This window comes from Methyloversatilis discipulorum (genome assembly GCF_018780585.1).
Lineage (GTDB): Bacteria > Pseudomonadota > Gammaproteobacteria > Burkholderiales > Rhodocyclaceae > Methyloversatilis > Methyloversatilis discipulorum_B.
Genome location: NZ_JADMJL010000059.1, coordinates 53,646 through 76,253, shown reverse-complemented (window position 1 = coordinate 76,253; position 22,608 = coordinate 53,646). Strand labels below are relative to the sequence as shown.

Genomic DNA, 22,608 nt, shown 5'->3' with positions numbered 1-22,608 from the left:
TGCTCGGCGTCGATCAGATAAATGTTGCTGGAGCCGCGCCCGCTGGTGGCCAGCAGCCGGCCGTCGGGCGACGGCACCGCGCCGTGGGCGTCGATGCAGCCGTGGTACAGCGGCTTGTGGATCATCGCCGCGTGTGTCGGCGCCACGCCGGCGGTGACGTAGCGAAATGGAGGCCGCGGGTCTTCGTCGAAGCTGGTCAGGTTGATCGTGCTCTCGACGGTGTTCGTCTTCGGATCGATGACGACCAGCGTGTTGGAGTCTTCATTGGTGATGAAGACGCGGTCGCGCGGGTCGATGCCGGTGGCTGCGGCTCCCGCTGAAGCGCCGGACGGGGCCTGGGCATGTGCTGCGGGCAGCGCGCTGGCTGCCGCGGCGGCCAGGGTGTACTTGAGAATGTCGCGGCGTTGGGTGGTCATGTGTGCTTTCTGAGTTGGTGTGGAGAGTGATCGCTTGGGTCGTGGGCCGGGAGCCGCCGATGAACCACTGCCCAGCGCTTGCTTCAGGTCAAGAGCGCGGCTCGGGCCGTTTCATTCCCTGGGCATGCCGACAGCGCGTCGCGCCGACGCCGCCCTGGCCTTCAGCGCGGGGTGCCAAGTTGCCGATAGACCTCGGCCGACACCTGCGCCAGCACGCTGCGGTCGGCGTCGGACGACAGGGCGTAGCCGAAGGGACCGTCGACCCAGTAGAAGACATTGACCACACCTTCGCGTGCGAAGCGGAAGGCCGTGTCTGTGTTCTTCACGCTGGCCTGCAGTGCCTTGTCCGGCCCCGCGGCACTGCCCACGTCGGCGACATCGTTGGATACGTACAGCGTCAGTTTGCTGCCGAGCTCGTTGCGGTACATGAACTGCGCCACCGGCCCCTGGCCGCCCGGCAACAGGCGCCCGCCTTCCAGCGTATAGCCCTGGGCCTGCAGGTACGGCGGCTTCATCGGCGCGCCCATGCGCTTGGACAGCCAGGCCACGAGCTGGTCTTCGTGCGCCGCGTCCACCTCGACCGGGCGGCGCGGGTCGGGACTGTATACCGCGTGAGCCACCGCCGCGCGCTGCGCGAAGCCGCCCGCTGACGCCAGCGTCAGGCCGCGCTCGGCGGGTGCCGCGGCGGCCATGCGGCCGGCATCGTCGCCCCCCGCGGGCAGGCCGCCCCGCAAGCCCCAGCCTGTGGCGCCGCTGATGACGGCGATGGCGATCCCAGCGGCCAGGCGCTGGAGGTACCAAGGCGTCTGCGGCACGGCGCGCGGGCGCGCCGATTTCAGCAGGCGCTGCGGCGGCTGTTCATCCAGCACGGGATCGAACAAGGCGTGCAGTTCGCGCTTATGCGCCCGGTAGGCCTCCAAGCGCTGCGCGTCTTCAGGGCGTGCGGCCAGATAAGCGGCGATCTCGACCTGGCGCTCAGCGGGCAGGCGGCCATCAACGAACGCATGCAGGTCGGCCTCGGTGACCGGGGGAATGGACGGTGGCGGACGGTCGGTATTCATGGGTTGCTTCGCAATACATTCATTTGACGACTTTCAGCCGCACCGGTTCTGCGCGGCCTTCCATCAGGCCGCGCAGGCGCTCACGGCCTCGCGACAGGCGCGACATCACGGTGCCGATGGGGATACCCAGGGCCTGCGCCACATCGGCATAGGCCATGTCTTCCAGCGTCACCAGAAGAAGCACTTCCTTCTGCTCGACGGGCAGCAAGTCCAGTGCAGCCTGCAGATCCAGTACAGCCAGCCTGTCGGTTTGTGTCGGCGCCACCGGCACTTCGGGCGTGTCGTCGTCCATGGTCACGGTGTGCAGCCTGGGACGGCGCACGCCATCGACGTGCAGGTTGTGCATGATGCTGAAGAGCCAGGCGCGCATGTCGGCCACGCCGCCCCACAGGTTCGACTTGGCCCAGGCCCGCTCCAGCGTGTCCTGCACCAAATCGTCGGCGTCGTCACGGTTGTTCACCAGTGCGCGCGAATAGCGGCGCAGGCGCGGCACCCAGCTCAGCAGGCTTGCGTCGTCTTGCATCGGGGGGTCGTGGCCTGAGGGTCTGGACGGAAGTCGACAGCAAATGTCATTCCTTGATGATGTGCCAGACGTCTTTGAAGTTGTCGCCGGCGCGGTCGCCGGGCTTCTGGTCGGCCTGGTAGGTGTACACCGGCTTGCCCTTGTAGGCCCACTGGCGCGCACCGTCGTCGCGCATGACGATCGTGTATGCACCGGCGGGTTGGTCGCTGGCGGCGGCCATCGCGGGCGGCCACAGCGCGGCGCAGCCGCCGTTGCAGGTGCTCTTGCCGCTGCCTGCCACGTCCTTGTCGAAGGTGTAGAGCGTCATGCCCTTGGCGTCGACCAGCGCGCCGTTGGCGAGCTTGGCCGGCGCGTCGGCAGCCATAGCGCCGGTGAGTGGTGCCGCGAAGGAAGCCGCTGTGATCAGCAGCGCGGCCAGAGTCGAAAGGTGCTTCATGGGGTTGTCCTTTAGGGTCTGGTGGAGAGTAGCCACGCTGCGTGCCGTTCAGTAAGCCGCAGCCACCGCCAGCTTGGGGTCGATCTGCCAGGTTTCACTGACGATCTTGCCTTCACGGAACGTCAGCACGTAGCGCACCTTGATGGGCATCTTGCCTTCGAAGACGACGTTGGCCGAGACGGTGGCGCCCTTGGGGTTGGCCGATTCTTCAATCTGGCCGACTGTGAGCTTCAGTGGGCCGACGGCCTTGCCGAACTTCTCCCAGGTGCCGCGAATGGCATCGGTGGTGGCATAGGTGCCGTCGAGTGGGCCGCCTACCCAGTTCAGCTGGGCCTGGTCGGCATAGGCACGCATGACGATCTGGGTGTCGCCCGAGGCGATGGCCTGGAAGTGCGTGCGGGCGTCGTCGCTGGGGGCGGCGAAGGCGCTGCCGGAGGCGAGCGTCAGGGCGGTGGCGGCGAAAGCGAAAGTCTTGAACATTGTGGGCTCCGATGAAGGGTTGGTGTGAAGTGAAGGGGGGTGAGTGCTGGACGAAGGGTCCGATAGGTCCCGACAAAAGAGCAGACGGCGTCGGCATGCGGTCTATTCCAGAGCGTGCAAAGAAATTTAGGGTCAGGGCCCTGGGCCGTGAATTCGAGGCTTCAGCCCAGCAGGGCCGGCACCCAGCGGTTGATGAGCGCGCCTCCGACGATGAGCCAGCCGAACAAGATCAACGCCAGCAGCAGCGGCTTGGCCCCGGCCTTGCGAATGGCGCCGATGTGCGTGGCCAGGCCGAGCGCAGCCATCGCCATCGCCAGCAGCGCGGTGTCAATCTCGATCGTCACTGCCACCACCGACGCCGGCAGCCATTGCAGCGAATTGAGCAACACAACCGCGACGAAGCCGAAGGCGAACCAGGGCACAGCGAGTTGACCCTTGGCGTGAGCATGCTCTGCCTCCACCAGGGCTTGCAGGGTGCTGTCGCGCGCCAGCCAAGCCGACAGCATCACCAGGAACGGCGCCAGCATCATTACTCGAACCATCTTCGCGATGACGGCCGAGTTGGCTGCGTCCGGGCCCACCGAACGTGCTGCGGCCACCACCTGGGCCACCTCGTGGATGGTCGATCCGACGTAGATGCCGAACCCGTTGGCGCCGCCGGGGATCAGCGCCCAGTGCCGGTTCAGCTCGAACAGCGCCGGGTACAGGAAGATCGCCAGCGTGCCGAACACCACCACCGTGGCCACCGCCACCGTGACCTGCTCGGCGCGCGCCTTGACCACCGGCTCGGCGGCCATCACCGCAGCAGCGCCGCAGATGGCACTGCCAGCGCCGATCAGCATCGCCGTCTTGCGCTCCAGGCCCAGCCAGCGCGTGCCGATGAGGCAGGCCAGTGCGAAGGTCGAGCCCAATATCATTGTGTCGATGGCGACACCAGCTATGCCAACATGGTCAATGTCCTGCACGGTGAGCCGCAGGCCGTACAGCACCACGCCCAGGCGAAGCAGGTTCTGCTTGGAGAAGTTGACGCCGGCGCCGCTGGCTACCGCCCAGCGCGGGGCCCACGGGTAAACCGTGTTGCCCACGATCATGCCCAGCACGATGGCCAGCGTCAGCGCACTGAAGCCATGGTCCTGCAGCCAGGCGATGCGGCCCAGCGCGATACCGGTGGCAGCCAAGGCGCCGCTCAGGGCCAGGCCGGGGAGCATGCGTGCGAAAGCCGATGCAGAGGCCGATGTGCGTGGCTCAGGAAGTACGTTGATGGTCATGCTGCTTGCCTCCGGTTGAAGTTCATGAGGACGAAGCTTCCGGCTTCATAGATGACCCGTCAAACGGGTTGTATCGCTAAGATGTACCCATCTGATCGCTTTGCAAACAAATCCGCCATGAATACCCTTCGCCTCACGCTGCGACAGCTGCAGATCTTCGTGGCGGTTGCGCGCAGCGGCACTACCACGGCAGCCAGCGCCGAGATCGCGCTGTCGCAGTCGGCCACCAGCTCGGCCGTGAATGAACTTGAGCGGCTGCTGTCGCTGCGCCTGTTCGACCGCGCGGGCAAGCGCCTGCTGCTCAACGACAACGGCCGTGCGTTACTGCCGCGGGCCCTGGCGCTGCTGGACGGTGCCGCCGGCATCGAGTTGATGTCCCGCGATGGCAGCGCCCAGGCGCAGTCGCTGCGCATCGGCGCCAGCACCACCATCGGCAACTATGTGCTGCCCAGGCTGCTGGCCCGTTTTGTCGCAGCGCAACCGGGCCATGCCAGTGCCTGGCGCTCAAAGGTCGTGATCGGAAACACGGCGGCCATCTGTGACGCGGTCGCTGCGTTTGAACTGGACGTGGGCCTGATCGAAGGGCCTTGCCACCAAGCGGCGCTGGCCGTCACGCCATGGCACCAGGACGAGATGGTGGTCGTTACATCGCCCGACAGCGCGTGGGCACGAATGAGCCTGGCCGGCGAGCGGGTGCCAATGCGGACACTGCGTGAAGGGGTCTGGCTGGTGCGTGAGTTGGGCTCGGGAACGCGCGAGGCCACCGACCAAAGTCTGCTGCCCCACTTGCGCTCCTACCGTCGAAGCATCGAGCTGGGAAGTTCGGAGGCGATCAAACATGCGGCCGAGGCGGGTATGGGGGTGGCCTGCCTTTCGTCGTGGGTCGTGAGCGACGCTTTGGAGGCCGGCCGCCTGTGCCGCATCGCCACGACCTTGCCGCGGCAGCTCCGACAATCTCACCTGGTCGTGCATCGCGACAAACAGCCCACCGCTTCGCTGCTGGCATTTGTCGACCAGGTATCTGGCGCCGAGAAAACGGCGCCATGAAATGTGACTCCATCGAGGTCAGGCCTGAGCAGCTCGCCAGTCGGCGCTCAAAGCTTATCCACGCACCTTCAACGAGATTCACGGCAGGCTCACCTGCACAAATGCCGGATGCGGATGGCGAGGTCAAGACTGCCGCATATCCACATACCGCACGCGATGTCTTGGGCATTGCGATCCAACGGCCACCCCTTGTCTCCTTCTTTATTTGCGGCGAGAGCAATGATCAGAATGTTGCAACAGCATCAGGTCAAAGTGAACTATTGCCCGTCTATCACGCACTTTGAGGAGCACTGGGAACCCGGGTGGCGGGTATTGCGCTACGGACACTGAAGGACCAAAAGAAGTGATTCGCCCTCCCTGCTGGCGCTTGAAGAAGGCCTGCCCAGGGTCCAGAACACCGTTTCGTCCGTGACGCAAAGGGCCATTCCAGAACTTTGCACTTCGCTACAGTGCCGAACGACCGGTACAGGTAATCGATCGGTCGCTTGAGATCCTGACCGGTGAGCGACCGCTTGCGGTGGCGCCCATGGACTCTGCCGTCGAACCTAAGTGGCAGCAATCAGTCTGAAGGCGCCTGTCGAGCACCGAACTACGACTGTGCAGAGCTTGCTGTCAGTCACCCTCTGAAGCCAAGCCGTGTTATTCCCTTCGGGTATCGAGTCAGATGTAGTAGCGAAACGGGAGTGGAGGCAGCTCGTTCTTCCGAGGCGCAGCCGTCAAGATTTCACCGACCGCATCGGCGAAGCGTAGTGTCACCGGTACGCCGTCTCCGAAGATGCACGCGTTGTAATTGAGCTTGGTCAGGGCGAGCACGTCCGCCATGACCTGCTTGATGTCCGCCACCCCTCGGCAAATCTCGATCGACAGCGGGTTGGGCACCTCGCGGCCGGCATAGGTCTGCAACCTCGGCACGAAGCCTTTGGTCCAGAGATACGCCATCCACCGCGATCTAACCCAGCCCACACCTCGGGCGATGTTTATCGTGCCGTGCCGGTAGAGCTTCAGGCCCGCGTCCTGGCGGATACGTACGCACACCACATTGGTCTCGGGAGGCACGGTTTCCTTGAAGCCCTCCCACTCCTCGGCCGAGAAACGCGTCTTACCGTGGATGAAGAGCTCCTTGGGGGCCTCACCGCGATGGTTCTTGCGATATGAGTCCACGACCATCGCCATCAGGGATTTGGCCTTCTCCTTGGGGAGGTGAAAGTCGTCCTTGGTCGAGGTGAGCCATGGGCCGACCGCTCCGCGAAACACGACGCCGTCGCCGGAGTCGAGGAACATCTGGGCGCCGCAGCAGGCGTTGCCCGGCTCGGCCGAAGACGAATCCTTCTTGAAGACGATGCCGACATAGCAGACGCCCGGGCGCGATGCCGCAAGCTGCCAAGGCTTGCCGCCGGACTTGAAGAAGCAGGTCGTGGCGAGATTCCACGCAAGGGTCGCAGGGTCTTGAAGGCCACGGCCAGGCATGCCGTTCTCGCGGACGAATTCTTCGGGTGCGAGCGTGGTCTCGCGGACCACTTGCACCGCCGCCTTGTGCTCCAACAGCCGGGCTTTGAGCTGATTGTGGAAGTCGAGCTCGTAGAGGTAAATCTCGGCCGACGCGTTGTCTTCCTCGAACAGGCCCGGAGCCTTGAGCAGCCGGGTCGCCGCCGCCTTGTCCATCAGCACGCCGGAGCGCTGCTTCTGGCTGGCCTCGACTTTGGACTGCGGGCGGCAATACTTGTGGACATCCTCGGGCACGACGGCCATCCACAGATCGATGGTCGATTCGCTGCCGTCGCGCAAGTGGTTGGCGATCGCATCGGAATAGAGAGAGACGGCCTTGTGGATCGCCTGGTGGCGATCTGAGATGCGGATCGCATTGGCAAGCGCGGCAGCGTCGATTTCCAGCCATGTCGCGGGCTGAGTGGGCCACTCCACGCCGAACAGGGCTTGGAAGCCCGGAAACATGGTGTGGTTGGGGTTGTCAGCCAGCGCCGGTGCGATGGGCTTGGCCAAGCGCGCTACGCACGCCGAGTACCGGCGCAGGCCCTCCTTTGTGGAGACCACGCCGATGCGCAGCTTCGACCCCGCCTGAGGGCTCTCCTTTGGGCCATACAGCAGCAGGCCGTCCTTGGGATGCTCCATGGACTGCCCATAGCCGAAAAGCAGCTCGGGCTCAGCGATCTCGATCAGATTGAGTTCGAGGGTCATGCCGGAACGTCGTCGGCGTCGAAGTCATCGACCTCGCCCAATTCGTCGTCGGGCTCATCGACAGGATCGTCGTCGATGGATGGCGCCAAGTCGGAGAGGCCCACGGGCGAACTGAACATGATCGGCGTGGCAGACACAACGACCTCGCGGCCCGAGCCCACTGGCAGCTGGATCTCTGTAGCACCGTCTGCGACTACGGCGAGGAAGGCACGCAGGAAGCCGCGCCAGCGGTCATTCCACCAACTGCGGCAAAAGCTCATTCTCAGGCGGTGCGCCTTTGCTGGCACGTCGAACGGCTTGCCTTCTTCATCGGTGAAGACGATTGTGGCGCGCAGCTCGATCCGCCACGGCTCGTCGAACTGGGGCACCATGCCCACTGCGTAGCACCAATTGGCCTTCTTCTTCTCGCTGCGGCCATTGAGCCCTTTACGGCGCTTCCGGCCATCGACGTCAATGAATGCGACCTTCTCGCCGCGACCCTTGGTGAGCTCGGGCGTGACATAGAAGACCTTGCGCCCGCCAGCTTGCTCAAAGACGCCGAGGCCCTTGGCCTCCATAGCGAGCTCCCAGGCCTGCCGCACGAGGTTGGCGACGCGCTTGCGGGCCTCACGCTCATCGACGTACTTGTCGCCGAAAGTGGCGCCGCTTTGAATGAACATGGTCGAGTCCACGCCAGCGGAGGCCTTGAGCATGACCGACTTGGACATGTTGGAGACGAGGTCGGCCGCCTTGGCGAAGCCGACGATGCGGTCCTCATGCTCGAACCAAGGGATGCCGCGGTTGAGGTCAGTGACCTTGATCTCTCGCTCGCTTCCCAAGATGCGGGCGGTCTCGATCGGTGGCAGCGAGACAACGCTGAGCCATGTCGAGTCCAGCGATTCCTTAGACTCGGTGCGCAATATCGCGCCCTCCTTCACTTCGGCGAGCCAGTGCCTGGCGGAGCGCGGATCGGGGGCCGCCACCTTGGGCGCATTGGCCTCGGTCAACGTGTCGAGCAGGTCGGCCAAGCCCGCGTGCCATCCGTTGGCGAAGTCGATCACGTTCTTGCGGTGGATCCCGATGGGCAGCAGCGAGAAATCGTACTTGTCTAAGCGCAGCGGGATCACGAAGCCCGGCATCGACTTCTCAATGGTCTGAGCCAGCGCCCATTCGTCCTTAACGCCTTGCTTGTCCACCGCGACCGTGGAGACCACGGCCAAGAAGCGGTAGGACTCATTCCGGATGGCCCGTTCAATCTTGTCCCAGAAGTAGTCGCCGCCCTTGAGGCGGCCGAGATCGTGCCAGACGGAGAATCCCGAAAGCTCCAAGCGAGCGCCAAGCCAACTCACAAAGCCATTGTCCTCAGGCGTGGCATGGCTGATGAAAATGGATTGGCGGCTCATCTAGGCATTGTCTGCGATGCTGAGCGAATGTCAGCTTCCGGCATGAGCGGGAGCGTTCGATCGTCCCCCGACGAGAGACTGCCGTCTGGAACGGGCGTTCGACCAGCGTGAGCACGAGCTTCTTGGAGTGCGCAGGATTGGCTTAGTGGGGCTCTTCGTGGCTTGCCCCCAGATACAGCGCTGCTGAACTGGGCGCTCAGCTTGCGGCCAAGCGCCCGGGACACCTTAGAGGGAGGCGTCCTTGATCTTCTTCAGGGGGCGGACCTTCACGCGCACGGTGGCGGGCTTGGCTGCGAATTCGCGCTCGACCTTGGTGAAGGGGTCGATGCCGCGGCGCTTCTTCTTCGCCGGAATCGCCTGCGCGGTGATCTTGAGCAGACCTGGCAGCGTGAACTCGCCCAGGCCCTTCTTGCTCATGGAGGCAACGATCGTGGCTTCCAGTGCTGCCAGGACCGCTTTGGCGGCCTTCGGATCGACGCCGGCGACTTCAGCCAGGTGAGCTTGCAGCGTAGTCTTGTTGAAGGCGGTCTTGATCGGCCTCAGGAGCGCCAGGCTCGCGGCCGGCTTCTTGGCCACAGCGGCCTTGGGGGCTGCGACAGCCTTTTTCGCGACGGGTGCTGCCTTCTTCGCAGCCGTGGTCTTCTTTGCAGTTGCCATGGATTTATCTACTTTCGAGTGATGAAAATGCGCAAAGTGCGCAACACGATTGTAGAAACGTTGAGCGACCACGCGAAGTTCAAGAGCCGTCGAGCCTAATGGCTGGATAGCCCTGAACTTCGCCCAGGGCGACCAGGGTGGAACAGCGGCTACGCAGTCGTTCGTCGCTACGACAACTAGGTAGCTCGCGTCGTCGCGGGCGCCGTGTCAGCTAGGCTGCCGCATTCTTCCATCTAGGGAAACTGCAACTTTCTCACGGTAGTGGTCATTGCTCCCACATATAGAGGATATTGCCAGGGCGTCGAGCCCTTAGATTTGACATGGCGCACTGTGTGAGTGCGTGGCTTCTCGACTTGCTGTTCTAGCTACGCTGGTGGCACGAGAAGATTCTGATTTGCTTCAACCCGAAAAGGAGAACGGATATGAGGAGAGGAATTGCTTTGTTCTTGGTGGCATTGGCGACAGTCTCGTTTGCTCATGCACACTCAGGCGGCACTGATAGGAACGGTTGTCACGCCGGCTCTCAGCCTTATCACTGTCACTAAAGTGCCAAATCGGTGTGAAGGCGCTAGAGGTTGCGCTGCCTCCCGCTATCGGGTGGCGCTTCCGCGGCGTCCTTACTAGCCGGGTCGCGGCTTCAGACTGATTGAGTCATTCAGAGCCGCGGACAGAATCGGCGGCGAACATAAACATCGGTCAGTGGACGCCGGTGGTTCTGACCGACGACTTCACTCTTGGCTCCAGGCGCTGGACCGCGGATCAAACAGCGTACCGGCACGAACGAACGCTCCAGTCGATGGATATGATTCCTGTAGCGGCAGGAACCTGAAGACCCAGGACATGGGCATCTGACCCGTGATTGGTCGCGGGCAAGCAAGGGAGGACCAGTGGCAACACACACGGACAAGTACGCAGCCGGCGAGCAGGGGCTCGGCTACGTCTATCAGATTCGCTTTGCGCTCGCGCACCTGATGAAGCAGGACGAGAGCCAAGCACTGCTCATCGAGGCCGATGACGACGTCGAACTGCGTGACGTCGACGGTAGAAAGACGCTTGTTTCGCTCAAGCACAAGAAGATCGGCGAGACCGTCGGAACGCTGTCGACCGACTTTTGGAAGTCCGTCCGGATCTGGCTCGACCGGTACATCCGCGACGGCAACCTCGCTTGCGACCACTCGTATTGCATGGCAACAACGGCGCGCGTCGGCCCAACCTCGTTGCTTCGGTACTTCCTCGACGGTGCTGATGAAAAGCCAGCGGACTTTGCAAAGCAGCTCGTCGCCGAGCTCAAGGGCTCGAAGGCGGCGTTGAGTGCGCAGATCGTTACCACGTTCAACTCGTTGACCGCGACCCAACAGAACGACTTCCTAGCCCGCATCGTGATTGCCGACAGTTCGCTGCGAATCATGGAGCTCGATTCGGCCTTCGCCCCGCTCCTGAAGTCGGTAGCTGCGAAGTTCCGCACTGATGTCCGCGAACGGATGGAAGGTTGGTGGCTCAGGGAAGCTATCGAGCTCATCCAGGACGAGCGCAAGCCCATTACCGGCGCTGAGGTCTGGGCGAAGTTCGCGCAGGTAAACAGCGAGTACTACGATGAGCGGCTGCCAATCACCTTCGACGACGCCTACCCTGACGAGGGAATTGACGCGATGAAGGACACCCGGCAGTTCGTCGAGCAGCTGCGGGCGATTGGCATGTCCAGCGACAGCTTGGAGATGGCCATCCTGGACTTCTACCGGGCGTTCTCCCAACGCGCGCATTGGACGCGCGTCAACGCCCTTGTTGGCGGCGAGATTCGCAAGTTCGAGCTGCGTCTGGTCGAAGAGTGGAAGCGCGCCAGAGGCTGGGCCATGGTGAAGGCACCACAGAACGAGGCCGAGTACCAAGCTGCAGGGCGTCAGCTGTATGACTGGGCAGAGAACCAGTCCAAGGGCCTACAAATCCGCAAGGACGTAATGGAGGACTTCGTTCGCCGCGGTAGCTTCCACATCCTCGCTGACGAGAAGCCGATGCCGCGCGTGCACTGGCATCCGCAGTTTCTTGAGCGCCTTAAGGCTGCCGCATCGAAAGTGCCTGCATGAGGGACTGGTCATCCCGCCCGTTTGAAGAGCGGAACCTCTTCAACCCGGCGTTCTGCGCGGTGGTCTTGGCAGCGGCCATCCGTGAGTACGAGCGTATCGCCGGGCAACCAATGCCGTACTCCTTAACGCTGCTTGTGCTACCGATGTGCCTGCATCAGGCCTCGCGTGACGAGATTCTGGCGAAGAAGCGGCTGTCGGTGTTGCGGGTCTTCGCACTGCGCCCGGACTTGCTGGTCAACTTCGCTGAGCGGGCGCGAGCGCTTGTCCAGTACGCCACAGAGGCCTTCGCACTGCTCGCAAGCAAGGACTGTATTAGGGTGGATGATGCCGGCTGCATCAGTCTTGTACCCAGACGCGTGTCACCTCAGCCGTTGGGCACCGACGACGCAGAGAGATGCCGTACCGCAGCAGTAGTCCTCGGTCGCGATTTCGCCCAAATTAACGACCGCGTGACGATCTACGCCAGTTTGTCCATCCGCCCATGAAAATTGCCTCGATTCACATCTACAGCCACGACGGTCGCAGGCGTGACCTCACTCTGAATCCCGACGGGTTGAACATCATCACCGGCCTAGCCTCGACGGGTAAGTCGTCCCTCTCCGACATCGTCGAGTACTGCATGGGCGAGGACGAGTGCAAGATTGCGGAGGGCTTCATCCGCGAAAAGGTGTCTTGGTTCGCGGTCACGTTCCAGTTTCCACACGAGCAGGTATTCGTCGCCAAGCCGAACCCCAAGCCGGGGAAGGTTCAGTGCTCGCTCGCAATGGTCATGCGTGGCAGCCAGATTAAGACGCCGGATTTCAACGCCCTAAAGCACAATGGTGGCGACGAGCTTGTCCATGAACTGCTTTCGTCCCTGCTCGGCATCCCGGAGACCAAGACGTCTGTCCCGGAGCGCAGCAGCCGCACCGGCTATTCCGTCAACATCAAACATACGTCGTTCTATCTCTTCCAGAAGCAGGGTCTGGTGGCCAGCAAGGAACTACTGTTCTACCGACAGGCAGAAGAACACCTTCCCCAGACCATCCGTGACACCTTTGCCGTCCTCTTTGGCATCTCCGACGTCGGCGACATGGAGACTGAAGCGAATCGACGTGCCACACAGCGCGAGCTGAAGATTGCTCAGAAAGAACTGAAGCTGGCGCAGGAGACGGAGGATGCGCTGGATACGCGCGGATTGGGCCTGTTAGCTGAGGCGCGGACTGTGGGTATTCCCTTCAGCAATTCGCCAGTCCGTGCCGGGCCGAGCACGGACAGCGCCGAGAGCGACCTTATCGCATCCCTTCGGGAAGTCCTTAGCTGGCGGCCCGTGCAGGTAGCGCTCATGGCCGAGAGTGAAATGGCGAAGCTACAGGCACGTCGTTCAAATCTGCGGACCGAGCGCCGCCAGATCCTGGACCAGATTGAATCCGCGCAGAGGTACATGAAGGGCGCGTCAGACTTCCAGTCCGAAGCCCAGGAACAGCGTTCCCGCCTTGAGTCCATCAATGCATTGCCGCGTGCTTCGAATGGCGCCTGGCAGTGGCCGTTCCTGAAAGAGGAAGACGCCCGTATGGATGGCATCGCTCAATCGCTGATGGCTGAGCTATCGAGCCTGGACGGCGAGCTTGAGCACGTCGGCGGCGCGCGCCCTCGCCTGGATGAGCACCTAGCACTGCTTACCGAGCGCTCCAGCCGACTGAAGAACGCCATCCGTGAGGTCGAAGTCAACCTCAACGCTGTGGTCCTGACCGATGAGAAGGCCGCAGCGGAAGAGGAAGCTAACGCTCGCGCTCTGAAGGTTCAAGGCCGAGTCAGCTTCTACCTGGAAAGCTTGAATCCAAGCAATTCCATCAGCACGTTGAAGCTGAAAGTCGAGCGGCTGCAGGCGAAGCTCGACCAGATTAACCAGACCGCGGGCGCCGACGACGATGCAGACGCGCGCATGGAATCAGTCATTACCCACATCTCCAACACCATGACCTCGCTGGTGAAAGAGTTCAAGGCCTTCTTCTCGGAGTTTCCATTCCGGCTGGACATGCGCAACCTGACCGTCGTGGTGCAGCGTCCCGGCAATCCAGTTCCGATGATTCGCACTGGCGGGGGCGCGAACTGGTTGGCGTATCACATCTCGGCTCTGCTGGCCCTGCACCACTACGCATCGGAAAACCGCATCCCTATTCCTCGCTTCCTGATGCTGGACCAGCCGACGCAGGTCTATTTCCCATCGCAGACCATCTACGAATCCGTGGCGGGGGATGCGGAGCAGGTCAAACGCGTGGACGCCGACCTTGAGGCCGCCAAGAAGCTGTTCGAAACGCTGCTGAACTACACCACGAAGCTCGTCCCAGGCTTCCAGCTCATCGTCACCGAACATGCCAACTTCGGTGAAGCCTGGTTCCAGGACGCCCTAGTCGAAGAGCCTTGGATGAATCCGCCAGCGCTGGTGCCGCAAGACTGGCCCAGCTGGAGCAACTAAGGCCATCCGCAATGCGAAATCAGAATGACGAACTACGTTTGCTTTGATCATACATTGGCAACACTCCGTTCTCCGGCATGTTCAGGATGTGCACGCCCTCGCCTTCGACCATTTCGGTGCCGGCGTCGGCGATGACGTAGAGCTCGCCGCCGCGGGCGCGGACTTCCTGGATGTTGCTCTTGAGCTTTTCGATCAGCGCGTCGTTCGGCGCGATAGCGATGACCGGCGTGTCGTGGGCGACCGCGCTAGGGAACCGTCATCAACCGCCCCTGCGTGATCAGACAGCAAACCGACGACACTAGCGCTCTACACTCAACTTCCCGCCGGCCAAAGCCCCGCGAAATCGAACGACAACTGCCGATGGTGGCGGATCGTCAGCAGATAGACCGTCGCCAGCTCATCGGCCACGGTGTAGAGCATGAGGTAGTCGCCGTGCAGATACTCGCGAAGGGAATCGGCGGCCCCTGTCGGCATGGCGGCGAGCAAGCTGATTGCCTCGGCGGATTGGGGCAAGTGGTCGAGGTAGCGCCGACCGATGCGAGGAAAGCGGGCCAGATTGGGGATGACCGTGCTGCGCAACTGATCGAGCAGGTCGTCGAAGGCCGCGCCTGCATCGGCTTCGATCAGAAAGGCTTCGAGGGCTTCGAGGCGCGCCAGGAAGCTGTCGGTCAGCTCAACCCCGTAAAGGTCTTCAGCCACGTGTCGTCGCGCGACGCTTCTGGAGACCGGCGATTGCCGCATCGGCCGGCCGGGTTCGTCCAGCTGCAATGTCGTCCAGACCGCGACGGGCGTCTTCAAGCAGAAGCAGATGGATGCGCTCGCGTTCCAGCCGGTGGTAGTAGTCCAGCCGGTCGGCGTCGATCAGCGCGACATAGCTTTCGCCGTTCTTGGTGATGATCTTCTCGGCGCCAGCCTTGGCCTGCTCGGCCAGTTCCGAAAGATTGGCGCGTGCCTGGGTGAAGGGCACCACGTCGCGCGCTGAAAAACCCATGGCAGGCTCCCGATAGAAAGGTGACAGAATTCTGTACAGTCTATCGAGTCAAGTGGAGTGGTGCTACATGGGTCTGTTCATCTGCTGCGAGCGTGCGATGCAGGGGCGCATGTCCGAGGGCTGATCCGTGGCCCGGCGGGGAGAACAAGGCGCTGGTCCATCTGCATGGTCTGAAACAGCACCTCGTCCGGCACGCGTGTTCAAGATGCGCACGGGAGAAATTGCAGAAAAGTGCCGGAAATTTTCAAGATACCTTTCCTTGAGAGAAATCTCAGGTGATTGTTTTAGCGTAATTTTTATCGCTTCATTGAAGATACAAAGATCGTCAATTACAGATAATCTACGGCTTTGCCTTCACTTCGGCACAGGGGCCGCTCATGCCTGCCTTCCGCCATCATGATCTGAGTCTGCTCAACACCACCTTCGACTCACCCCTGGTCGATGTGGTGACCGAGCTCGAACATCTGCGCCGTCTCCGGCTGGAAGGCAGCACGCCTGCGCCGGTGTTCTTCCAGCTCAAGCAGATCTTCCACATGCTGGAAAGCCTCGGGTCGGCCCGTATCGAAGGCAACCACACCACGCTGGCCGACTACGTCGAGAGCCGGCTCGAAGAGGGGGCGGCAAGCGTGAGCGACACGCTGCGCGAGATGGCCAATATCGAAGAGGCCATGGCCTTCATCGAGGCGCATTTCGCACCCGGCGAAGACATCACCGAGCATCTTGTGCGCGAGCTGCATGCGCTGACGGTGCGCGACCTGCAGCGGGAGGGTGATGCCACCCCCGGCGCCTACCGCCAGGGGTCGGTGCGGATTTCGCAGTCCGACCACCTCCCACCTGAGGCGATGCAGGTGCCGCAGTACATGAGCGAGCTGGTGGCCTTCATCAATCAGCCTGACCCGCCCAAGTACGACCTGATCAAGGTCGCGCTCGCCCACCATCGTTTCGCGTGGATACACCCCTTTGGCAACGGCAACGGACGAGTAGTACGGTTGCTGACCTACACCTTGATGATCAAGTACGGATTCGACGTCAGGGCTGGCGGACGCGTGCTGAATCCGACCGCGGTGTTCTGCAACGACCGCGACCGCTACTACGCGACGCTCAGTCAGGCCGACACCGGCACACAGGAAGGGCGCGAGGCGTGGTGCATCTACGTGCTGTCCGGTGTGCGCGACGAACTGGACAAGGTGGCCCGGCTGACCGACCAGCGCTACCTCATCGAACGCATCCTGACGCCAGCGCTGCACCACGCGCGCGAACGCGAGTCATTGACGCAGATGGAAGAGCGGGTACTCATGGCGACGGCCCACGCAGGGATTGCCAAGGCAGGCGACCTGAAAGAGGCGATGCCCGGCATGACGGAGGCCCAACGCACCTACCAGATCCGCAAGCTGGTGGAACGCCGGATGCTCGTGCCGATCCGCGACGGCGCACGCCAGTACACCGTGGGATTCAGCAACAGCGTGCTGCTGCGTGGCGTGATCCGCGCACTGACGGCGGAAGGCTTCATACCCGACGCACTGAACCGCCCGGGATGAATGACCGTGAAGCGCGCGCGGCGCGCTTCACTCCACCGTCACGCTCTTCGCCAGATTCCGCGGCTTGTCCACGTCGGTGCCCTTCACCAGCGCGGCGTGATAAGCCAGCAGTTGCAGCGGCACGACGTGCAGCACCGGTGACAGCAGGCCGTAGTTCTCCGGCATGTTCAGGATGTGCACGCCCTCGCCTTCGACCATTTCGGTGCCGGCGTCGGCGATGACGTAGAGCTCGCCGCCGCGGGCGCGGACTTCCTGGATGTTGCTCTTGAGCTTTTCGATCAGCGCGTCGTTCGGGGCGATGGCGATGACCGGCATGTCGCGGTCGACCAGGGCCAGCGGGCCGTGCTTAAGTTCGCCGGCCGGGTAGGCTTCGGCGTGGATGTAGGAAATTTCCTTGAGCTTGAGCGCGCCTTCGAGCGCGATCGGGTAGTGCTGACCGCGGCCGAGGAAGAGGGCGTGGTGCTTCATGGCGAAGCGTTCGGCCCAGGCCTGGATCTGCGGCTCAAGCTCGAGCACGCGGGTGACCGCGCCCGGCAGGTGGCGCAGCGCGCCGAGGTATTTCTCTTCCTGCGCGACGCTGAGCGTGCCGCGGGTCTTGGCCATGGCCAGCGTGAGCAGCGCGAGCGCGGCGAGCTGGGTGGTGTAGGCCTTAGTCGAGGCGACACCGATTTCCGGGCCGGCGCGGGTGATGAAACGCAGGCTGGATTCGCGCACGATGGCCGATTCCGGCACGTTGCAGATGGCCAGCGTACGGGTCATGCCGAGCGACTTGGCGTACTTCAGCGCGGCCAGCGTGTCGGCGGTTTCGCCGGACTGCGAAATGGTGACGACCAGCGTGTCGGGGTCGGCCACCGGGCGGCGGTAGCGGTACTCGCTGGCGATCTCGACCGAGCATTCGATGCCGGCGATGTCTTCAAGCCAGTAGCGGGCCACCAGGCCGGCGTGGAAGCTGGTGCCGCAGGCGAGCACGAGCACGCGGCGCACCGAGCGGAACACGCTGTCGGCCTCGGCGCCGAACAGGTTGGGCGTGATCGAGCGCGCCTGGGCCAGCATTTCGAGCGTGTTCGACAGCGCGGCCGGCTGCTCGAAAATCTCTTTCTGCATGTAGTGGCGGTAGCTGCCCAGTTCGACCGCGTCGGCCGACAGCTGGCTCACCTGCACCGGGCGTTCGACCGGCGTGCCGTCGAGACGCATGATGCGCATCGAGTCGCGGGTAAGTTCGGCCATGTCGCCGTCTTCGAGGTAGATCATGTTGCGCGTGACCTGCAGCAGCGCCGAGGTGTCGGAGGCGGCGTAGTTGCCGGAGTCCGACTGGCCGAGCACCAGCGGCGAGCCGTGGCGGGCGACGACGATGCGCGAGTCTTCGCCTTCGGTGACGATGGCGATGGCGTAGGCGCCGACCAGTTCGCCGCAGGTGGCGCGCACGGCTTCGAGCAGGTCCGCGTTGCTCTTGAGATGGTGACGCACCAGATGGGCGATCACTTCGGTGTCGGTCTCCGAGGTGAACGCGTAGCCCAGGCCGGTGAGGCGGGCGCGCAGCGGCTCGAAGTTCTCGATGATGCCGTTGTGCACGACGGCCAGACCGTCGCTGATGTGCGGGTGCGCGTTGCGCTCGGACGGCACGCCGTGCGTGGCCCAGCGGGTGTGGGCGATGCCGATCGACGCGTCGAGATTCTGTTCGCTGGCCTGGGTGGCCAGTTCGGCCACGCGGCCGACCGAGCGCAGGCGGCGCAGCTCGGTGCCGTTGGCGCCATTCAGCACGGCGAGGCCGGCCGAGTCATAGCCCCGGTATTCGAGCTTGCGCAGCCCTTCGAGCAGGACGGGAACGATGTTCTGGCCGGCGATGGCCGCGACGATGCCACACATGGGAAATCCTTTGCCGTTGCGATGCGTTGTGTGTCGGTTACTGCCCGGTCATTTCTTTTTCTTCACCGGCCGGGTCCAGCCGGTGATGGTGGTCTGGCGCACGCGCGAGATGGTGAGCTCGCCCGGCGGTGCGTCCTGTGTCAGCGTGGTGCCGGCGCCCAGCGTGGCGCCACGGCCGACGGTGACCGGCGCAACCAGCTGGGTGTCGGAGCCGATGAACACGTCGTCTTCGATGATGGTGCGGAATTTGTTGGCGCCGTCGTAGTTGCAGCAGATGGTGCCGGCGCCGATGTTCACGCGGCTGCCCACGGTGGCGTCGCCGACGTAGGCAAGGTGGTTGGCCTTGCTGTGGGCGGCGATGTCGCTGTTCTTCACTTCGACGAAGTTGCCGATGTGCACGTCTTCCGCCAGGTTCGCGCCGGGGCGCAGACGCGCGTAGGGGCCGAGCTGGCAGCCGGCGCCGACCACCGCGTCGTCGAAATGGCAGAAGGGGGCGATGACGGTGCCCGCGGCGACGGTGACGTTGCGCAGCACCGAGTGCGCGCCCACCTTGACGCCGTCGCCCAGTTCGACGCGACCTTCGAAGATGCAGCCGATATCGATCTCGACGTCGCGGCCGCACACCAGCTCGCCGCGCACGTCGATGCGTGCCGGGTCGCGCAGCGTGACGCCCTCGGCCAGCAGGCGCTCGGCGTTCTCGCGCTGGTGGATGCGTTCGAGTTCGGCCAGTTGCGCCTTGTCGTTCACGCCCAGCGTTTCCGACACGCGCGCAGGCTGCGTGCTCACCACCGGCACGCCGTCGCGCACGGCGGCGGCGACCACGTCGGTCAAGTAGTACTCGCGCTGGGCGTTGTCGTTCGACAGCTGGTCGAGCCAGCCGGCGAGCTTGCCGCCGGGCACGACCATGATGCCGGTGTTCACTTCGCGGATGGCGCGCTCGGCCTCGGAGGCATCCTTCTGCTCGACGATGCGCACGATGCGGCCTTCGCCGTCGCGCACGATGCGGCCATAGCCGGTCGGGTCGTCGAAGCTGACGGTGAGGATGGCGAGCTTGTCGTTGCCGGCCGCTTCGGCCAGCTTGACCAGGGTGTCGGCACGCAGCAGCGGCACGTCGCCGTAAAGTATGAGCACCGGCTCGTCGCGCGACAGGTGCGGCAGCGCCTGTCGGACGGCGTGACCGGTGCCGAGCTGTTCGGCCTGCAGCGCCCAGTCGACCGCGACATCGGGGAAGGCCGCGCGCACTGCGTCGCCACCGTGGCCGTACACCACGCAGGTGTGTGACGGGTTCAGGGACGCTGCGGTGCGCAGCACATGCCCGAGCAGCGGGCGGTCAGACAGGGGTTGCAGCACCTTGGGCAGGGCGGAGCGCATGCGCTTGCCTTGGCCGGCTGCCAGAATGACGATCTGCATCGGACACCATATGGCGGAAAACCGCGTGGATTCTAGCATTCGGGGTACGACGGCCTGCTGCGCAGCAGTTCTCGCCCACCGCGTGTTTGCAACCTGCCGACGTGTGCGTTGCCATAGATTTAACAATTCAACCGGGAGGTCTACGACATGAAAGCCGTCGCCCTTTACGCCGCAATGTGCATGCTGCCCGTGACGTCGTTCGCGGGAGACACGGTGCACCGCTGGGTCGATGAACGCGGCGTCGTGAATTACGGCGACGCACCGCCCGAGGGGCGCAAATCGACGCCGGTGCGCACGATCGATCCGCTCACCGTGACCGGCTCGCCGCCCCCTGCCCGTGCCGCGACGCCGCCAGCCCCGGCAGGTGGCGTGGCAGACCGCGACGCGGTGCAGCGCGAAGTCGAATCGGCATTGCAGCGGGAACGTGCGTCGGCCGCGCGAGAGAGCGCCGCGCGGCAGGAGGCGGCGATGGCGGAAGCGCGCCGACGCTGCCTGGAACAGCGGCGTGTGGATTGCGACGATCCGGCTCTGCTCGAGGAGCCCCTGTACGGCGTACCGCCACGCATCATCCGTCGCCACCCTCCCCTCTACCCGCCGATAGCCCGTCCGCCCGCACCGCCCCCGGAGCCGCCAGTGCTGATGCGAAAGTTGCCGTAGGTGGGCGCTTGAGCGGTCGCCGGCGAGTGGGCGGGGCTCTGTGGGAGGGGTCTTGACCCCGACAGCAGCCTGCATCGAAGCCCGCGGACTGCAACGGCGGCGTCGCGGCCAAGGCCGCTCCCACAGGGGAGGCGCCCGATTCGCAGCCGGAGCCCGGGCGGGGTTCTGTGGGAGGGGTCTTGACCCCGACGGCAGCCTGTATCGAAGCCGGCGGACCGCAGCGGCCGTGTCGCGGCCAAGGCCGCTCCCACAGGGGGGGCGCCAGACCTGCGGCCCGAGGCGGAATCAGGGTTCTGTGGGAGGGGTCTTCTGACCCCGACGGGGCCTGTGATCAAGCACCGCTTCCTACTCAGGCGCCGCAGTCGCGGTCGGAAGACCGCTCCTACATGGGAGGCGCCTGACCCGAGACCCAACCCGAGCCAGGTCTTGTGGGAGCGAGCTTGCTCGCGATTGCGGCCCTCGCGCCAACACCGGCCCGGCGGCCGGCGTTCCCCTGTCCCCGCCTGTGGGCGGTCAGAGAGGGGCGGAGAGATCAACGCGGCAGAGTGGTCGAACCCAGGAGGAACTGATCGACTTCGCGTGCGCACTGCCGGCCCCGCGCCAACGCCGGCCGGTCGGCCGGCGTTCCCCACTCCCCGCCTGTGGGCGGTCAGAGAGGGGCGGAGAGATCAACGCGGCAGAGTGGTCGAACCCATGAGGAACTGATCCACCTCGCGGGCGCATTGGCGCCCTTCTCTGATCGCCCACACCACCAGCGATTGCCCGCGGCGCATGTCGCCGGCGGCGAATACCTTGGGCACGTTGGTGGCGTAGCAGCCTTCACCGTCGGTGGTGGCGCGGGCGTTGCCACGGCCGTCCTTCTCGACGCCGAAGCTTTCGATGATGCTGCCAGCCGGGCTGACGAAGCCCATCGCGAGCAGCACGAGGTCGGCCTTCAGCAGTTGCTCGGTGCCGGCCACTTCCTGCATGCGGCCGTCCTTCCACTCGACGCGCACGGTCTTGACCTGGGTGACCTTGCCGTTCTCGCCGATGAATTCCTTGGTGGCGATCGCCCAGTCACGCTCACAGCCTTCTTCGTGGCTGGACGAGGTGCGCAGCTTGATCGGCCAGTAGGGCCATACCAGCGGCTTGTTCTCCGACTCCGGCGGCTGCGGCATCAGTTCGAACTGGATGACGCTGGCCGCGCCGTGACGGTTCGAGGTGCCGACGCAGTCGGAGCCGGTGTCGCCGCCGCCGATCACGACTACGTGCTTGCCGGTGGCCATGATCTGGTCGGGCACGGTGTCGCCGGCAACGACGCGGTTCTGCAGCGGCAGGAAGTCCATCGCGAAATGCACGCCGGCCAGTTCGCGGCCCGGCACCGGCAGGTCGCGCGGCTGTTCCGCACCACCGGCGAGGATGACGGCGTCGAACTCGGCCTTCAGCTGCTCCGGGCTGACCACGGTCGCGGCATCGCTGTGCACCGGCGAACCTTCGGGCAGCGGACCGACCTGCACGCCGGTGCGGAAGGTCACGCCTTCGGCTTCCATCTGTGCGATGCGGCGGTCGATGTGCGACTTTTCCATCTTGAAGTCGGGGATGCCGTAGCGCAGCAGACCGCCGACGCGGCTGTTCTTCTCGAACACGGTCACGTCGTGACCGGCGCGCGCCAGTTGCTGCGCGGCGGCCATGCCGGCCGGGCCGGAACCGACGACCGCGACCTTCTTGCCGGTCTTCTTCGCCGGCGGTTGCGGCACCACCCAGCCGTTTTCCCAGGCCTTGTCGATGATGGCGTGCTCGATCGACTTGATGCCCACCGCGTCGCTGTTGATGTTCAGCGTACAGGCGGCTTCGCACGGCGCCGGACAGATGCGGCCGGTGAATTCCGGGAAGTTGTTGGTCGAGTGCAGCACCTCGATCGCCTGCTTCCAGTCCTGGCGATAAACCAGGTCGTTGAAGTCGGGGATGATGTTGTTGACCGGGCAGCCGCTGTTGCAGAACGGGATGCCGCAGTCCATGCAGCGCGCACCCTGGATCTTCGCTTCCTCGTCGCTCAGGTGGAGCACGAACTCCTTGTAGTTGCGCACGCGCTCGGCGACCGGCAGCGAAGCTTCGGACAGACGCTGGTACTCAAGAAAACCGGTGGACTTTCCCATGTTCGATTC

Annotated in this window: 20 protein-coding genes; 6 read left to right on the top strand and 14 right to left on the bottom strand. The window is 64.1% G+C overall.

The annotated features are described in order from the left end of the window. From IV112_RS19890 to IV112_RS19865, 6 genes are all read right to left on the bottom strand, one after another. Positions 1-416 (bottom strand): hypothetical protein (locus IV112_RS19890; RefSeq protein WP_438362268.1); only part of this gene is annotated, 416 nt, incomplete at its 3' end. Between the two features lie 161 nt (positions 417-577). Continuing rightward, the gene (locus IV112_RS19885; protein ID WP_108322911.1) at positions 578-1,477 is read right to left on the bottom strand and encodes an anti-sigma factor family protein; all 900 of its coding nucleotides are present in this window, start codon (positions 1,475-1,477) and stop codon (positions 578-580) included. A gap of 19 nt (positions 1,478-1,496) precedes the next feature. Further along, a complete protein-coding gene (locus IV112_RS19880; protein ID WP_008904230.1) occupies positions 1,497-2,000 on the bottom strand; it encodes an RNA polymerase sigma factor in 504 nt (167 codons plus the stop codon). A 46-nt stretch (positions 2,001-2,046) separates the two neighbouring features. After that, a complete protein-coding gene (locus IV112_RS19875; protein WP_015012967.1) occupies positions 2,047-2,436 on the bottom strand; it encodes a COG4315 family predicted lipoprotein in 390 nt (129 codons plus the stop codon). A gap of 48 nt (positions 2,437-2,484) precedes the next feature. Next, entirely contained in the window at positions 2,485-2,916 is a 432-nt protein-coding gene (locus IV112_RS19870; RefSeq protein WP_008904227.1) for a nuclear transport factor 2 family protein, read from the bottom strand. 161 nt (positions 2,917-3,077) lie between these two features. Then, on the bottom strand, positions 3,078-4,184 hold the full coding sequence (locus IV112_RS19865; RefSeq protein WP_100174373.1) for a YeiH family protein: 1,107 nt from the start codon (positions 4,182-4,184) through the stop codon (positions 3,078-3,080). A gap of 117 nt (positions 4,185-4,301) precedes the next feature. Here IV112_RS19865 and IV112_RS19860 point away from each other — a divergent pair, with 117 nt between their 5' ends. Next, positions 4,302-5,231 (top strand): LysR family transcriptional regulator, encoded by a 930-nt coding sequence (locus tag IV112_RS19860; RefSeq protein WP_100174423.1) that lies wholly within the window; start codon positions 4,302-4,304, stop codon positions 5,229-5,231. A 660-nt stretch (positions 5,232-5,891) separates the two neighbouring features. Here IV112_RS19860 and IV112_RS19855 read toward each other — a convergent pair. The 3 genes from IV112_RS19855 to IV112_RS19845 all read right to left on the bottom strand — a co-directional run bounded on the left by IV112_RS19855 (position 5,892) and on the right by IV112_RS19845 (position 9,463). Further along, on the bottom strand, positions 5,892-7,424 hold the full coding sequence (locus IV112_RS19855) for an argonaute/piwi family protein (RefSeq protein WP_204735898.1): 1,533 nt from the start codon (positions 7,422-7,424) through the stop codon (positions 5,892-5,894). After that, the gene (locus tag IV112_RS19850) at positions 7,421-8,806 is read right to left on the bottom strand and encodes a toll/interleukin-1 receptor domain-containing protein (protein ID WP_304006644.1); all 1,386 of its coding nucleotides are present in this window, start codon (positions 8,804-8,806) and stop codon (positions 7,421-7,423) included. Before IV112_RS19850 ends, IV112_RS19855 begins: the two co-directional genes overlap by 4 nt. A 225-nt stretch (positions 8,807-9,031) precedes the next feature. Continuing rightward, a complete protein-coding gene (locus IV112_RS19845; protein WP_204735904.1) occupies positions 9,032-9,463 on the bottom strand; it encodes an HU family DNA-binding protein in 432 nt (143 codons plus the stop codon). A gap of 887 nt (positions 9,464-10,350) precedes the next feature. Here IV112_RS19845 and IV112_RS19840 point away from each other — a divergent pair. Genes IV112_RS19840 through IV112_RS19830 form a run of 3 tightly spaced genes read left to right on the top strand, consistent with a single transcriptional unit; the run spans position 10,351 to position 14,002 of the window. After that, complete coding sequence (locus IV112_RS19840; RefSeq protein ID WP_304006638.1) at positions 10,351-11,544, top strand: ABC-three component system protein; 1,194 nt, start codon at positions 10,351-10,353, stop codon at positions 11,542-11,544. Beyond that, a complete protein-coding gene (locus IV112_RS19835) occupies positions 11,541-12,029 on the top strand; it encodes a three component ABC system middle component (protein WP_304006635.1) in 489 nt (162 codons plus the stop codon). The genes IV112_RS19840 and IV112_RS19835 overlap by 4 nt, the downstream gene beginning before the upstream one ends. Next, positions 12,026-14,002: a DUF3732 domain-containing protein gene (locus IV112_RS19830; protein ID WP_304006632.1), complete on the top strand. Its 1,977-nt coding sequence runs from the start codon at positions 12,026-12,028 to the stop codon at positions 14,000-14,002. Before IV112_RS19835 ends, IV112_RS19830 begins: the two co-directional genes overlap by 4 nt. A gap of 312 nt (positions 14,003-14,314) precedes the next feature. On the opposite strand, the gene IV112_RS19825 is transcribed toward IV112_RS19830, so the two are convergent. Further along, entirely contained in the window at positions 14,315-14,701 is a 387-nt protein-coding gene (locus tag IV112_RS19825; protein WP_304006630.1) for a type II toxin-antitoxin system RelE/ParE family toxin, read from the bottom strand. Next, positions 14,694-14,993, bottom strand: a complete 300-nt coding sequence (locus tag IV112_RS19820) for a type II toxin-antitoxin system Phd/YefM family antitoxin (RefSeq protein ID WP_304006627.1) — start codon at positions 14,991-14,993, stop codon at positions 14,694-14,696. Before IV112_RS19820 ends, IV112_RS19825 begins: the two co-directional genes overlap by 8 nt. 377 nt (positions 14,994-15,370) lie before the next feature. Between IV112_RS19820 and IV112_RS19815 the strand changes: the two genes are divergently transcribed. Continuing rightward, positions 15,371-16,531, top strand: a complete 1,161-nt coding sequence (locus IV112_RS19815) for a Fic family protein (RefSeq protein ID WP_304006624.1) — start codon at positions 15,371-15,373, stop codon at positions 16,529-16,531. Between the two features lie 27 nt (positions 16,532-16,558). On the opposite strand, the gene glmS is transcribed toward IV112_RS19815, so the two are convergent. Next, the gene (gene glmS, locus IV112_RS19810) at positions 16,559-18,397 is read right to left on the bottom strand and encodes a glutamine--fructose-6-phosphate transaminase (isomerizing) (RefSeq protein ID WP_304006622.1); all 1,839 of its coding nucleotides are present in this window, start codon (positions 18,395-18,397) and stop codon (positions 16,559-16,561) included. 48 nt (positions 18,398-18,445) lie between these two features. Then, complete coding sequence (gene glmU, locus IV112_RS19805; RefSeq protein ID WP_304006619.1) at positions 18,446-19,807, bottom strand: bifunctional UDP-N-acetylglucosamine diphosphorylase/glucosamine-1-phosphate N-acetyltransferase GlmU; 1,362 nt, start codon at positions 19,805-19,807, stop codon at positions 18,446-18,448. Positions 19,808-19,954: 147 nt separating this feature from the next. On the opposite strand from glmU, the gene IV112_RS19800 reads away from it, so the two are divergent. After that, the gene (locus IV112_RS19800) at positions 19,955-20,464 is read left to right on the top strand and encodes a DUF4124 domain-containing protein (RefSeq protein WP_304006616.1); all 510 of its coding nucleotides are present in this window, start codon (positions 19,955-19,957) and stop codon (positions 20,462-20,464) included. Between the two features lie 668 nt (positions 20,465-21,132). Here the strand turns inward: IV112_RS19800 and IV112_RS19795 are convergent. Continuing rightward, positions 21,133-22,599 (bottom strand): glutamate synthase subunit beta, encoded by a 1,467-nt coding sequence (locus tag IV112_RS19795; RefSeq protein ID WP_304006613.1) that lies wholly within the window; start codon positions 22,597-22,599, stop codon positions 21,133-21,135. Positions 22,600-22,608 lie beyond the last annotated feature (9 nt).

What these genes read in the sequence shown, in the direction of transcription:
- glmS (WP_304006622.1), bottom strand. Translation starts at nt 18,397, where the DNA reads ATGTGTGGCATCGTCGCGGCCATCGCCGGCCAGAACATCGTTCCCGTC.
- IV112_RS19850 (WP_304006644.1), bottom strand. Translation starts at nt 8,806, where the DNA reads ATGAGCCGCCAATCCATTTTCATCAGCCATGCCACGCCTGAGGACAAT.
- IV112_RS19800 (WP_304006616.1), top strand. Translation starts at nt 19,955, where the DNA reads ATGAAAGCCGTCGCCCTTTACGCCGCAATGTGCATGCTGCCCGTGACG.
- IV112_RS19835 (WP_304006635.1), top strand. Translation starts at nt 11,541, where the DNA reads ATGAGGGACTGGTCATCCCGCCCGTTTGAAGAGCGGAACCTCTTCAAC.
- IV112_RS19860 (WP_100174423.1), top strand. Translation starts at nt 4,302, where the DNA reads ATGAATACCCTTCGCCTCACGCTGCGACAGCTGCAGATCTTCGTGGCG.
- IV112_RS19845 (WP_204735904.1), bottom strand. Translation starts at nt 9,463, where the DNA reads ATGGCAACTGCAAAGAAGACCACGGCTGCGAAGAAGGCAGCACCCGTC.
- IV112_RS19880 (WP_008904230.1), bottom strand. Translation starts at nt 2,000, where the DNA reads ATGCAAGACGACGCAAGCCTGCTGAGCTGGGTGCCGCGCCTGCGCCGC.
- glmU (WP_304006619.1), bottom strand. Translation starts at nt 19,807, where the DNA reads ATGCAGATCGTCATTCTGGCAGCCGGCCAAGGCAAGCGCATGCGCTCC.
- IV112_RS19820 (WP_304006627.1), bottom strand. Translation starts at nt 14,993, where the DNA reads ATGGGTTTTTCAGCGCGCGACGTGGTGCCCTTCACCCAGGCACGCGCC.
- IV112_RS19795 (WP_304006613.1), bottom strand. Translation starts at nt 22,599, where the DNA reads ATGGGAAAGTCCACCGGTTTTCTTGAGTACCAGCGTCTGTCCGAAGCT.
- IV112_RS19865 (WP_100174373.1), bottom strand. Translation starts at nt 4,184, where the DNA reads ATGACCATCAACGTACTTCCTGAGCCACGCACATCGGCCTCTGCATCG.
- IV112_RS19885 (WP_108322911.1), bottom strand. Translation starts at nt 1,477, where the DNA reads ATGAATACCGACCGTCCGCCACCGTCCATTCCCCCGGTCACCGAGGCC.
- IV112_RS19830 (WP_304006632.1), top strand. Translation starts at nt 12,026, where the DNA reads ATGAAAATTGCCTCGATTCACATCTACAGCCACGACGGTCGCAGGCGT.
- IV112_RS19815 (WP_304006624.1), top strand. Translation starts at nt 15,371, where the DNA reads ATGCCTGCCTTCCGCCATCATGATCTGAGTCTGCTCAACACCACCTTC.
- IV112_RS19855 (WP_204735898.1), bottom strand. Translation starts at nt 7,424, where the DNA reads ATGACCCTCGAACTCAATCTGATCGAGATCGCTGAGCCCGAGCTGCTT.
- IV112_RS19875 (WP_015012967.1), bottom strand. Translation starts at nt 2,436, where the DNA reads ATGAAGCACCTTTCGACTCTGGCCGCGCTGCTGATCACAGCGGCTTCC.
- IV112_RS19870 (WP_008904227.1), bottom strand. Translation starts at nt 2,916, where the DNA reads ATGTTCAAGACTTTCGCTTTCGCCGCCACCGCCCTGACGCTCGCCTCC.